The organism is Pantoea sp. CFCC18177 (assembly GCF_059412425.1).
Map to the genome: position 1 here is coordinate 106,692 of NZ_JBNBPL010000008.1, position 12,436 is coordinate 119,127.

10 protein-coding genes are annotated in these 12,436 nt (G+C 53.3%); 4 read left to right on the top strand and 6 right to left on the bottom strand.

What is annotated here, in order from left to right; genetic code table 11:
* Positions 1–407 precede the first annotated feature (407 nt).
* Both ACPUC8_RS10535 and ACPUC8_RS10540 read left to right on the top strand, forming a co-directional pair.
* Positions 408–1,841, top strand: coding sequence for a sugar porter family MFS transporter (locus tag ACPUC8_RS10535; protein ID WP_494926203.1), 1,434 nt, complete (start codon positions 408–410; stop codon positions 1,839–1,841).
* A gap of 43 nt (positions 1,842–1,884) precedes the next feature.
* A complete protein-coding gene (locus ACPUC8_RS10540; protein WP_494926204.1) occupies positions 1,885–2,307 on the top strand; it encodes a PTS mannitol transporter subunit IIA in 423 nt (140 codons plus the stop codon).
* Between the two features lie 357 nt (positions 2,308–2,664).
* Here ACPUC8_RS10540 and ACPUC8_RS10545 read toward each other — a convergent pair whose 3' ends face one another.
* The 3 genes from ACPUC8_RS10545 to ACPUC8_RS10555 are packed head-to-tail and all read right to left on the bottom strand — an operon-like array spanning position 2,665 to position 5,376.
* Positions 2,665–3,576: a MurR/RpiR family transcriptional regulator gene (locus ACPUC8_RS10545; protein ID WP_494926205.1), complete on the bottom strand. Its 912-nt coding sequence runs from the start codon at positions 3,574–3,576 to the stop codon at positions 2,665–2,667.
* A 28-nt stretch (positions 3,577–3,604) separates the two neighbouring features.
* Positions 3,605–4,519 (bottom strand): PstS family phosphate ABC transporter substrate-binding protein, encoded by a 915-nt coding sequence (locus ACPUC8_RS10550; RefSeq protein ID WP_494926206.1) that lies wholly within the window; start codon positions 4,517–4,519, stop codon positions 3,605–3,607.
* Entirely contained in the window at positions 4,519–5,376 is an 858-nt protein-coding gene (locus ACPUC8_RS10555; protein WP_494926207.1) for a PstS family phosphate ABC transporter substrate-binding protein, read from the bottom strand. Before ACPUC8_RS10555 ends, ACPUC8_RS10550 begins: the two co-directional genes overlap by 1 nt.
* Before the next feature lie 224 nt (positions 5,377–5,600).
* On the opposite strand from ACPUC8_RS10555, the gene ACPUC8_RS10560 reads away from it, so the two are divergent.
* Positions 5,601–5,831 carry a hypothetical protein gene (locus ACPUC8_RS10560; RefSeq protein WP_494926208.1) on the top strand — a complete coding sequence of 77 codons (231 nt, stop codon included), beginning with the start codon at positions 5,601–5,603 and terminating at the stop codon, positions 5,829–5,831.
* Between the two features lie 50 nt (positions 5,832–5,881).
* Positions 5,882–8,074, top strand: coding sequence for a TonB-dependent siderophore receptor (locus tag ACPUC8_RS10565; protein WP_494926209.1), 2,193 nt, complete (start codon positions 5,882–5,884; stop codon positions 8,072–8,074).
* A 40-nt stretch (positions 8,075–8,114) separates the two neighbouring features.
* Here ACPUC8_RS10565 and ACPUC8_RS10570 read toward each other — a convergent pair whose 3' ends face one another.
* The 3 genes from ACPUC8_RS10570 to ACPUC8_RS10580 all read right to left on the bottom strand — a co-directional run bounded on the left by ACPUC8_RS10570 (position 8,115) and on the right by ACPUC8_RS10580 (position 12,435).
* Positions 8,115–9,722 (bottom strand): methyl-accepting chemotaxis protein, encoded by a 1,608-nt coding sequence (locus ACPUC8_RS10570; RefSeq protein ID WP_494926210.1) that lies wholly within the window; start codon positions 9,720–9,722, stop codon positions 8,115–8,117.
* Between the two features lie 105 nt (positions 9,723–9,827).
* Complete coding sequence (locus ACPUC8_RS10575; protein ID WP_494926211.1) at positions 9,828–10,892, bottom strand: alpha/beta fold hydrolase; 1,065 nt, start codon at positions 10,890–10,892, stop codon at positions 9,828–9,830.
* 235 nt (positions 10,893–11,127) lie between these two features.
* Complete coding sequence (locus tag ACPUC8_RS10580) at positions 11,128–12,435, bottom strand: c-type cytochrome (RefSeq protein ID WP_494926212.1); 1,308 nt, start codon at positions 12,433–12,435, stop codon at positions 11,128–11,130.
* Position 12,436 lies beyond the last annotated feature (1 nt).

The window sequence follows — 12,436 nt, forward strand, 5'->3', positions numbered from 1 at the left end:
GGTTTTAATTTTTATTTTGCATAATTTAAAGCAAATACCCACGACATGTTGGGGGGTTTTAGGGTGTTTACTGACAGTGTCTTTCAAACGGCGGCCATATTTTTTTGCCCATACTGATGGCGCTGAAAATGATTTTTTTCACGACTTTCAATTAAATATGGATATTTAACAGGAAATGACGTGTTATCAGTATGCGAATTATTTGTGAATGACTTCACAGCAATTACCGCGAGGGTCCGCAATGACAACTTTTGTCATTGGAATATAAATTTCATTAGTGGTTAATAATAAAACAAATCATGCATCGTCCAACCGTGACATTTGCCGTATTTGATAACCCTGTGCAGGCAGTTGAGTGCTTTTAATAGCTGCCTGATAAATTTGACCACCAGGATGAGATAATCACGATGGAAGAAAAACTGACTCGACAGGCAACTGCCGTGCAGAGTATTGCGGCCAGCCCGAATATTAAGCGTATTACACTGGTCTCAACTATCGGAGGCCTGTGCTTTGGCTATGACACTGGCGTCATTTCCGGGGCATTACTGTTTATGACGCGGGATTTAGGTCTCAGCCCCACAGCCGAGGGGATTATCACTTCGTCTCTGCTATTCGGCGCGGCATTTGGCTCGCTGTTCGGCGGGATGCTGTCGGATCGCCAGGGGCGGCGGAAAAACCTGTTATGGGTGGCGGTGATCTTTATTTTTGGTGCATTAGCCACGGCTGTGGCCTGGGATGTGACCTCCATGCTGGCGGCGAGGTTTATTCTGGGTCTGGCGGTGGGATGTGCTTCGGTCACCGTACCGGTGTATATCGCCGAACTGGCTCCGGCGAATCAGCGTGAACGGCTGGTGACGGTGAATGAACTGATGATAGTGACCGGCCAGTTCCTCGCCTATTCCGTCAATGCAGGGATCGTGAATGCCTATCCTGAATTGAGCCACAACTGGCGCATTATGTTAGCCATCCCGGCGATTCCCGGCGTGCTGCTGTGGCTGGGCATGATGATGATGCCCGAATCACCTCGCTTCTTCCTGCAGCGGGGCAAAGAAGCGGAAGCGCGTCATGTTTTAGCCGGCGTGCGTGAACCCGAGGAGATCGATAAGGAGATTCAGGAGATCCGCAGCATTATTGCGCTGGATAAACACCACCCTTCGCTGCGCCAGGAGCTCAGTAAGAAGTGGGTGATTCAACTCATTCTTATCGGACTGATGATCGTGCTCGCCACACGCGTGACGGGCGTGAATACCATCATGTATTACGCGCCGACGGTGCTTAAATCCACCGGCCTGGGCGATGCCGCGGCCGTCACCGCCGCCGTTGCTAATGGGCTTATTTCGATTATTGCCACCATTCTGGGCATGGCGATTATCGGTAAGTTGCCACGACGAAAAATGTTCCTGAGCGGGCAGATCGGCGTGACGGTGGTGCTGGTGATGATTGGTCTGGCCTTTAAGCTCTGTTTCCACACCGAAGATCACAACGGCGTCAGTGTCCTGCAGGGTAATTTTGACGGGGCGAGTTACATTATTCTGGGCCTGATGTCGCTGTTCCTGGTCTTCATGCAGGGTTGGATCGCCCCGGTGTTCTGGCTGATGCTGTCTGAAATCTACCCGCTGCGTATTCGTGGTTTGGGGATGGGGATCGCGGTGTTTGGTCTGTTTGGCTTTGATTTTGTTATTCAGTCTCTCTTCCCGATTATGCTGAATGCCTGGGGTGGCGGCGCGACCTTTGGCATCTTCGCCATGTGCAACGTCATCATGCTGGTATTGCTGTTTAAATTCTTACCTGAGACGCGCGGGCTCTCGCTTGAAGAGATCGAGCGCAAGTTCAGACAGTAAGCGTCCAGGTGAGCGTGGCTGACCCCAAAGGAGAGAGTAAACAATGAACATTACCGAATCAGATATCACGCTGAACTGCACGGCTAAAAATCGGGATGAAGCCCTGACGCTGGCCGATTATGAACTGGCTAAAAAACGCTGTGTTGACGCGGATTTCCTCGATGCCTTAATTCGGCGCGAGAAAGAGTTTTCAACCTGGATTGGTGCGGGCGTGGCGATGCCCCACATTAATCGACGCGACAGTGCGCTGGTGGCGCGCAACGGTTTCCATATTTTGCAGTTCCCGAATGGTGTGAAGTGGGATAACGGGCATATCGCTTTTTTAGTGGTGGTGGTGGCCGCTAAAGATAATGCGCATCTGGAGATACTCTCTGGACTGGCATCGTTGCTGGATGATGAGCGGCGGGTGGAACGCTTGTCTGTCAGCGCTTCGGTGACAGAGTTTAGGGATATTATGCAGTCTTAAGCTTCGGGGATGACGTTAAGCTACAGGTGATGACGCAAGCTGGAGTCGCACAGGGGTCGGCGGTCCTCACGCCGCTCGCGCGGTACCTTCACTGCATTCGTCTGCCTGACGGAAAGGTGGCGATGGAACCTCCCTGTTCCAGCGCCACCTTTCGCCCGCGTCCTGCGGGCTCTCCTGGCATACTCACTTCGTTCAGCGCTGCGGAATGCCTGCCCCTGTGCGACTCCAGCCTGCTGCTGTACTTCGGTGCGTTTGGTTAAACAGGGCGAAATCTCTGGAGCAATGACGCAGTGCTGGCGAATGGGTCCGTACCCAAAATAAATGCGGGTAGGTTTGAATGTTTCCTGAGTTTCAAAATCACTCGTTCTCGTGGCGTTTCTTTCTTGGCCGATTTATCGCATGGGCCAGTTCATGTAAGCGATTGACGGTTTTGATCGGGATGGCCGGATCGGCTGCCGCCAAGGCGAGGACCAGCACTTCCAGGCAGATCATCGGGGTGCCGTGGACCGGGATCCTCTCCTCCGCGGCGCTGCGTGGAACAAAAATGGTGCAGTCCGCATGATGTGAAAACAGCGAGTGGCGTGAACCGGTGATCAGAATCACCGAGATGCCAAACCGTCGCGCCTCTTCCAGCACGGTGGTGCCTTCCCGGTGCGGGCTATGTTGCGCCATCATGATCAGCACATCCCCTGGCCGCAGATGAATCAGCTGTTCACTGAGTGCTGAACCGGTGAGGTTCAGGACATAGGCTGGCTTACCATAACGATTGAACAGGCGGCTGACGTAATCGGCCAGCAGAGCCGACGCCCCAATGCCAAAAATCGCAATGCGATCGGCGCTGCGCAACATACCGGTGGCGTGAGCAATTGCCGCCTGGTTTTCTGCATCGCACAACATATCGCAGGTCATGCGGTAGCTATCTACGACAAAACCAATGCTGGCATTGATATCAGGGGCCAACTCTTGCACGGTCGAGGCAATACGAGCTGAGGTGCTCAATGTCTTGCCAAAGGTCAGACTCAACACACTTTTGAGGTCGCGCAGGCCGCTGAAGCCCAGCGCCTGAAGCGTACGGATCACGGTGGCATCGGAGGTGTTAGTGAGCTGCGCGATCTCCATCGCGGTTTTATCCAGCATGGCAGCGCGGTGGTAACAGATGTATTGCGCCACTGCAAGCTGTTGCGGTGTCAGGTACGCCCGCCGGGCGTCAAAGCGTTCAGTAAAAATATCCTGGTGTTTGCGTTTAGCCGCTGGGCGGGCATTTTTCACGGTCTGTCTGTTCCTGATGATGATGCGGCTACCACTGCGCGAGGCGCGCGCGTTGCGATTGCAGCTGAGTGGCTTCCAGCGGCACATAACCTTCGGCGCTGTGAGTCTGCGCACCGATGATGGCTTGCCCCTCTGGCGAGAGCGTGAAGGCCAGCCAGGCTTTCAGTGTTGGGTCGAGCTTGTGGGCAGGCGGCAAGTCAAAATAGAGCGAGATATAGCTAGATAACGGATAGTGCCCCTGTGCCACGCGAGTCAGTTCGGGCAGCACGTAGTCTGAATGCCCCTCGGCAGCCAGCGCAACGATTCTCGCCTCTTTTTCATAAGCCGAAGCGTTAAACCAACCCACATTGCCGATGCCAAAAGGATCATTGGCGACGGCTGCCAGCACCGCCTGACGGTCTGGCAGTGGCTCATAGTGTGGTGGGTAAGGGTGGTTATTCAGATGCAGATGGCGAAACGCGGTAGCGTATTTACCATCGTCACGCAGGCCGTAAAGATGGATACGGCGATGTTGATACTCATCACCCAAGCCCAGCTGTGACCACATGCTGATCTCACCCTGCGGGTTGCCGCGCGCAAAAATCGCCTGGACCTGATGCATCGAGAGTCCGGGCAAAGGGTTGCTTTGGTTAACGTAGATCGCTGGCGGGCTTTTGGCATCCGGGCGCGGCCCATGTCCGGTGTAGCCAACATGGATGCAGCTGGGGGCATACCCTTTGACATCGATAAAGGCATCCAACTCATATTTCCAGGGGGAGCGTGAAATGGGCGCGACCCAACTGGCGTTGGCCGCCAGTGCCATAATAGCGGTGGATGATCCCTCCAGCGTGCAGGCAAAACGCAGATGTTGATGAACACGCTGAAAATGTTCACACCATGGCATGACCAGCGAATCCATCCCATCGTTACCAATAATTGGCAGTGTAGTTATTGGTGTATTCATCAGCCGTTCACCATCAGGTTAGCTTGAGCGGTGGCCATCTCTGCAGAGAGTGGGCCGTAATGGGGGTGGGTCGCGATGATCTGTTGCCCTGATGGAGAGAGCACAAACTTGACGAACTCAACAAAGCGCGGCGCTAAGTGACCGTTCTTATCTTTGGGCAGGTAGAGATGCAGATAGCGGGTTAACGGAGAGCGCCCGGTTGCCCCATCTGAAACCGGCAGTTCGCGAACTTGTTGATTCTCACGTCCCGTCTCGGCAATCCCGATACCGGCAGGCATGTTGCCCAACGCATCCATTAGTGCATCGGTGTGGCTCACGTATTCGCCGTTCCAACCCGTTTGATGCTGCGCAAAATGGTGCTGGTGGAGATAGACGCTTAACGGCGCGATCTCCGGCAAGCGCAGAGGTTGAATGCTGGCTGAGGCAAGCGGTGACAGCGGATCGACCTGTGACCAGCATGAATAATCTCCCTGCAGATTGCCTCGGGTAAAAATCTGGCTGAGTTGCTGCATGCTAATGGCAGGCAGCGGGTTGGAGCGGTGAACATAGACGGAAGCCGACCCCCCAACGGCCACCTTAACGGCGAACGGCGGGCTGTTAAGCAGCTTGCGATAGGGCACGCTTTCGAAGGGTGTCATCTCGCGTTCAATCAAAGCCATAGCGGCTTGCCCGGTCATCAGGAAGGCAAACACCGAGCGCTCTCCCAGCGTGGCTGCACGATAAGTCACGCCATCAGCTTCAGGGCGAAATGCCTTGATCAGTTGCTCTGCAAGCGCACCGCTTTTCGCACAGCACCCTAGTTTTACTTCGGCGGGGTCAGGTAGAGCCAGACAGGGCGTATAAATGTCTGAATTCATTTGGTTAAGGTATCTCCTGGCATGAAAAAAGAGCCTCCCAACTGTCGTCAACATAGGGTCACGGCGGCCGAAGAGGAGCGCATCCAGCGCTATGCGTAATGATTGCTATTCGCATATTGTTGTTGAAAATCATCATGTAGTAGAACGCTGTAGTAGTCAATTTCACGAGGCACTACAGCAAGCTGTTTTGGCCCGATCGTGGATGACCATAATGTTAATAAGTGATGATTAAATCATTAATTATCAACAGGATAAAAAATCAAAAAATCGGTGAAAACCGCCCCTCGGGGAATATCAACCGCTGCATTTCAGCCGTGATGTTTACTACTACAGCGCTTCATGGTGGAATGATAATCATTCCTGTTTACCTTCTGTGCATCAGCCTCTACAGCAGGCTCGACTGCGCCGCTTCACCACGTCAGGAAGATAACCAGGCCGATTTTGAAAATCGGTGAATTTCTTTATTAAAACAATTTGCATTGGCATCACGCTCTCTGGGGAATAAATGAATTATTACCACACCAATAAGAAACGCCTCGCCGTGGCGCTGACGGGTTTACCTTTTGTGATCTTTACCGCCAGCGGGCAGGCTGAAAATAAGACGGACACGCCCTCAACGGGTATTAGCGCGAAAACCTCATCGTCATCGGGCGTGAATAAGCACGATACCCTTGAAGTCACTGCGGACGTGGCGGGAAAGCCTGCGCCAAGCGGTTATGCCCCGACCTATGCAGATGTAGGGATATTTCAGGGGCGCGATATGCTGGATGTGCCGAACTCCGTCAGCGTTGTGCCGAGTGAAATTATTAAAGAGCAGCAGGGGCAGGGGCTCTACGATGCGCTGCGCAACGTCGCCGGTGTGGTTCGCCAGCAGCAGAGCGGCGTGGCCTATGATCAGCTTTCGATTCGCGGTATTAACCTCGATAACCGCGCCAGTTATATGTTTAACGGCGTATTGCCATTCGATAATAACCTGCCCATTCCAATGGAAAACAAAGAGCGCTTTGAAGTTCTGAAAGGGGCTTCCGCACTCTATTATGGCTTCGTGTCACCCGGTGGGGTGGTGAATATGGTGACGAAACGCGCCGGAAATACCCCGGTGCGGGCGGTGACGTTTTCTACCGACGATAGCGGTTCATCGCTGGCACATGTGGATCTTGCCGACCGGTTTGGCGATGAAAAGAATTTCGGAGTGCGCATTAACGCCATGTCGAACAATATTCATCTGCCGATTGAGGGCGACCACGGCAACAAACGTTTCTTCAGCGCGGCGCTCGACTGGCGGGTCAATGACAAACTGCTGCTGAAATATGATTATGAAAAGGTTAAAGCACGTATTACTGAGCAGGCGGCTATTGCGACACCGACGGCGGTCAAAGGGATTGTCACCATGCCGAGTATTCCCGATCCCAAAAAATTGCTCTCTATGAACGGTAAAGCCACCAAATCTGAGGCAGAAACGCATCTGCTGCAGGCTGAATACGCGTTTAACTATGACTGGTCGAGTAAGGTGACGCTGGGGCAGTCGCGCACCAAACGAGATCGCTGGTTGTGGGTGTTTGATAGCTACAATGCGGCAACGGGCGCCGGAACGGTTTACGGTGCCGACCAACCTGGCCAGGATTACCTGAACCAGAACGTGCGGGCAGAGGTGAAGGGCAACTTCACTACCGGTTCAATCGAACACCAGTTGCTGATGGGGGGCAGTCAAAACCGCCTGTACCAGCCAAGTTTTTACACCACCATGTACTCTGCCTCGCAGAATATGTACGACCCGGTCACGGTCTCCTCGCTGGTGCGTTCGCCAAACGGTTCGAAAAACACCCTGCGCGATCGTAGCTTCAATGAGCAAACGGTGCGGGATGGCGGTTTGTTCCTGCAGGACTGGGTGACTCTAAATGAAAACTGGCAGCTGACCGGTGCTCTGCGCTGGGGGCGTTATACCAGTAAACAACTCAATGCGGACAGTGAGAAAGTCAAAGCGCTGACGCCCGCTGTGAGTGTGGTGTACAAGGTCACGCCGGATATCAGTCTTTATGCCAGCTATGTAGAAGGGTTGGAATCTGCCGGTACTGCGCCCTCTACCGCCGCCAATGCCGGTGAATCGCTTAAAGCCGTGGTGAGTAAACAGAAAGAGATCGGTGTGCGTACCCGGTTAACCAATAATCTCTACGCTTCGGCTGCCTATTTTGAACTGACTCAGCCCTCTGCCAGCACCGGAGATGACGATATCTACGCCGTTAACGGCGAGGCGCGTTATCGCGGTGGGGAGTTTTCACTGCAGGGCGATCTGACGCCGAACACCTCGATTATCACCTCGTTAATGCTGCTGGACGCCGAAGTGACCCGCTCGACCACGGCTACGCTGGTGGGCAAGGCACCAGAGAACACGCCTGAAAAAGCGGGCAATCTCTTTATCAACCACAAGCTCGATATGCTGCCGGGCGTTGCGGTTAACGCTGGAGCCTCTTATGTCGGGAAGCGTCCGGTGAACAGCCAAAACCAGGCGTATGTGGGCAGCTATACGGTTTACAACCTCGGAACCAGTTATAAAACCCGTATCGCCAATACCGATGCGACCTTCAGGTTCACGGTGAACAACGTCACCGATAAACGTTACTGGAGTGCCGCAGGCAGTGGCCAGTTAGCGGTCGGCATGCCTCGTACCTTCGTGCTCTCTTCTTCATTTGAATTCTGATGCAGATCGGGCAGAAGCCTAAGCTTCTGCCCCGCCTGATTTAATTCAGTTGCATCATCGGTACGTGATAGCCCTCGTTGTCAGACTCAGTCTGGTCATTTTCCACCTGGAAACGTGCGACGGAGTGCTGCAGATTGACCACCTGTTGTTGCAGGGAACTCGCGGCGGTGGCCACTTCTGAAACCAGTGAGGCGTTCTGTTGGGTCACGCCATCCATCTGCTGAATCGCAATATTAATCTGCGAGATACCACGCGTCTGTTCCCCTGACGCCAGCATCACTTCATCCATAATCTCCACCACTTTCTTCACATCAGCCATGACCTCATTCATGGTTGAGCCCGCCTGCTTCACCATGCCTGAGCCCTGCTCGATGTTACTGATCGAGTCATTGGTCATCGCACCAATCTCTTTGGCGGCGGTGGCGCTGCGCTGGGCCAGCACCCGTACTTCAGAGGCCACCACGGCAAATCCGCGTCCTGCTTCTCCGGCGCGCGCAGCTTCCACTGCGGCATTAAGCGCCAGCAGGTTGGTCTGGAAGGCGATACCATCAATCACGCCAACGATGTCACCAATCTTGGCCGAACTTCTCTCAATGGAACTCATGGTGGTCACCACATCCGACACCACGTTGGCACCGCGCGAAGCAGAGTCAGACGCTTTCTGCGACAGCGCGTTGGCTTTGCGCGTGTTGTCTTCGTTATTTTTAACCGTCGCCATGATCTGCTCCATGCTGGAGGCGGTCTCATCCAGTGACGCCGCCTGCTGCTCAGTGCGGCTGGAGAGGTCGATATTGCCTGACGCGATCTCCTCCACCCCGGTGCCGATGGTGTCGGTGCCGTTACGCACCAACAGCACCATGTTCTCCAGGCCATCACGCATGCGTTTTAATGAGGTAAACAGGCGTGCGATTTCATTTTTGCCGGTGGTATCAATCTGTGCGCGCAGATCGCCCTCGGCGATACGGTCAAATACCGCAATGGCGTTATCCAGTGGTTTGACGATAAGGTGAGTCATCACCGCCCAGGCTAACCCGGCCAGCAACAGCGCAGAGGCGATGGAGAAATAGAGGGCGTACTGCATACGTTGTACCCGCACGCTCGAGTCATCGTAGGCCAGATCGATACTTTTCAGTTTAAAGGCAACCAACGCTTTGGAAGCACCATCAAATGCGCCGTACAGGGCGGTCGATTTCCCGGCACGCTGGCGATATTCATCCAGTTTTCCGGCTTCCAGTGCGGCAAAGGCGGGGTCGATAAACTCTTTCATCAAGGCATCGCGGGTGGTGGCCATTTTCGCCGCAATCGGGCGCTCAGCCGCCAACTGCGGATATTTCAGGTAGTCCTGCCATTTGGCACCGGCGCCATCGATTTTCCCGCGTGCGCGATTCAGCGCGACTTTGGCTTTATCCGTGTCGCCGCTGCTCATTAAAGATTCGTATAAACGCAGATCGAGGCGGGCGCGTAATAACAGTTCTGAGCTGTCATTCAGTGCCACCAGCCCTGGCAAGACTTCCGTATCCACATGCGCAAAGGATTTATTCTCCGACTGTACGGCCACCAGTCCCAGGGTGCCGACAAACAGTAATAACGCAGCCAGTGACACAATCATGATACTGAGTGCAGTTCGAATCTTTATTCTACGAAACATAGAGTATTCCCTGATATTGGTTGAAAGATAAATTAGCGCCTGCGATAGCAATATAATTTTTAAACAGGAAGTATCGGGTGATACTTCCTGTGAAGATTAGGGGTATTATTTTGTCGGTATATTCGCTAAAAATGATGTGAGCTTTTGACTGTAAAATTTGGCTTGCATCATGGTGCCATGGCCGCTGGTGTCGGCACTGGCGGGGATCAGAAATAACTCCGCCTTTTTAATCTTATTTAATTCGCCTTGCAGGATGCCGGTCTCAACCGGATTACGCTCATCATCTGCGGAGTTAATAATTAACATCGGTGCTTTAATACGATTTAATGCCGGCAGGGCATTATAATTGGCTGACGAACTCCAGATATAAATAAAGTCGTTGGCATCTGCGGTGACCGGTGCGGCCAGGCGTTCATCAATCAGTTTATCTGCCTGAGCTCGCGTTGGGGCTTTATGCTGATAGGCCAGCGTGCCGCCGGTAGTGGCGATACTGAACATGATGTTGGCGGTCTTTAGCGTGGGTGGCTGCTGCTTATAATTACCCTCAGCCCAGGCAGGATCGCCTTTTATCGACTCAATCAACATGCGGCGCAGCATCCAGTTGCGACCTGACAACTCATTTGGCTGTGAGGCCATCGGCACCAGTGCATCCATCATGGCGGGGTATTTCTCACCCCACATCCAGGTCTGCATCCCGCCCATGGAGTAACCCATCACCAGATGCAGATGCGAGATGCCCAAACCTTCGGTTATTAAACGATATTGGGCGGTCACCATATCGTCATAATCATAGTGGGGGAATGCCATGCGTAAACCATCCGAAGGTTTGGATGATTTTGCAGAGCCAATACTTTCAGGAATGATAATGAAATATTTACTGCTATCCAGCGCCTGACCGGGACCAAATAACTCGCCCGCAAAGCCGGGGGCCAGTAATGCTTTTACAGGTTGGTTAGTTCCGTGCAGTAATAATACCGCCGGTTTACTGCGATCGCCGATAGTGTAGTAATGAATGCGCAGGTCTTTCAACTCTTCGCCGCTGTTGAATTTGAATTTAGCGGCAACCCAGTCAGCTTCATGAGTGACAGGGGATGCACTCTCGGCAAGGGCTAAAGGTGACAGTGTTAACAGAATGGCACCAACCATCCCTGATATTATGCGGGTATTCATAACATTCACTCTTAAGTTGTGTGTAACGTCTGAATGCCCAATATTAGGTTTTATTAGGATTAATCCCAATACATATCAATCCCTTCTGCGATTTAAAACACAATTCACTTATTTTTTGAGTTTGAACCCTATTATCTTCAAGCGGTTGTTTTTAGGGTAATACACCCATTGACAATAATATCCCGGCGAAATCGTTAATTTCCGCACAACGCTCCCTGTTGTGCGGAACTCAGGACTACTCTTTCGGCGTACCTAGCCATTGTGCGGCTTGGGTGGTCTGACGCGCCTGTTGTACCTGTTCAGTGGAGACCGGCTGAGCAGCGTTACCCCAGCTATTGCGGATATAGGTCATCACATCGGCAATATTGCTGTCTGACAGTTTCCATGCAAACGCCGGCATACCCGCCGCCGTTGGGTTAGCATGGGTGAACGGCCCCTCGCTGCCATTGAGCACCACGTTAAGCAGGCTGGAAGCGTCGGCAGAATTCACCTGCGCATTACCGGCGAGCGTCGGGATCATATTTCTGATCCCTGAGCCATCCGAAACGTGGCAGGCATTACACTGCGACTCATACACCTTTTTGCCCACCAGCATCGCGCTCTGCTGGCTGTCGATCGCTGTAGGTACAGTGGTCTGCGATGCAGGCAGTGAGTGTAAATACTGCGCAATAGCGTGCAGATCGCTGTCACTCATATACTGCGTCGAATTTTCAATCGCTTCGGTCATCGGGCCTGAAGATGCTGTTTTGCTGTTCGCGCCAGCGCGCAGATAGCTCACAATATCTTCGTTGCTCCACTTCCCGAGACCGGTGTGTGGATTCGGCGTCAGATCCGGCGCAAACCAACCCTGCAACGATCCGCCCTGCAGATAAGCAGAGGTGTCGCCGCCAAGGACGTTTTTGGCCGTGTGACAAGAGGCACAGTGCCCTGGCCCCTCAACCAGATACGCACCGCGATTGATCTCGGGGCTCACTTGCGTGTTGGGTTGGAAGACCTGATCTTTAAAGAACAGCAAGTTCCAGCCCGCCAGGGTCCAGCGTTGGTTGAACGGGAAGGGCAGTTGGTTCTCTACCACTTTGTTGTTCACCGCCGGAATGGTGCGAATATAAGCCCACAGGTCGGTGAGATCCTGGTCGGTTAATTTGGCATAGGCATTGTAAGGCATCGCTGCATACAGGTTGCCGTGTGAACCGATACCGTGGCGTACTGCGCGGTCAAACTGCTCCTGCGTCCAGCCGCCGATGCCGGTTTCCTTATCCGAGGTGATATTCGAAGACAGGATGGCACCAAACGGCGTATCCAGCTTATATCCCCCGGCAAAAGGTTGGCCGCCCTCTTTGGTGTGGCAGGCGGTACAGTCAGATAAACGCGCGACATACTCGCCTCGTTTGATCTGGTCCTTAAGGCCCGCACCCTCTTCAATCTTCACCGTTTGCGGATAGCTTTTATGCAAGCCGTACTCGACCAGCGCGGTATATCCCAACGCCCCGGCCACTGCCACCACGCCCACTGCGAGCGCAATGCGTCGTAATTTATTCGCCATC